Here is a 232-nt window from a genome sequence, read left to right as displayed (position 1 = left end):
TGGGTCACTTACCGACAATCAGGAAGATGCCGTACGCCACCGCCGCGGCGCACGCCGCGAAGCAGACGTACGCGCCGGTGACCGCGAGGGACGCGGAGCCGCCCTGGGCGGACGCGGACTCGCGCTTGGAGAGGCCGACGATGCCGAGGGTGAAGAGGCCCACGAGGCCGACGGTGGTCACGAGGCTGACTCCGAAGACGGAGCCGAGGGCTGCCCAGTCGATGTGCATGCT

The 232-nt window shown here is 69.8% G+C and carries 1 protein-coding gene; it reads right to left on the bottom strand.

Annotated elements, in window-relative coordinates:
* Positions 1-4: 4 nt before the first annotated feature.
* Positions 5-229 carry a hypothetical protein gene (locus KVT44_RS57320; RefSeq protein ID WP_217577233.1) on the bottom strand — a complete coding sequence of 75 codons (225 nt, stop codon included), beginning with the start codon at positions 227-229 and terminating at the stop codon, positions 5-7.
* Positions 230-232 lie beyond the last annotated feature (3 nt).

This window comes from Streptomyces sp. GbtcB7, assembly GCF_019091445.1.
GTDB lineage: Bacteria > Actinomycetota > Actinomycetes > Streptomycetales > Streptomycetaceae > Streptomyces > Streptomyces mirabilis.
The sequence above is the reverse complement of the archived record's forward strand: the minus strand, read 5'-3'. Positions and strand labels throughout refer to the sequence as shown.

Coding starts and splice junctions, on each gene's coding strand:
- KVT44_RS57320 (WP_217577233.1), bottom strand. CDS start 229: ATGCACATCGACTGGGCAGCCCTCGGCTCCGTCTTCGGAGTCAGCCTC.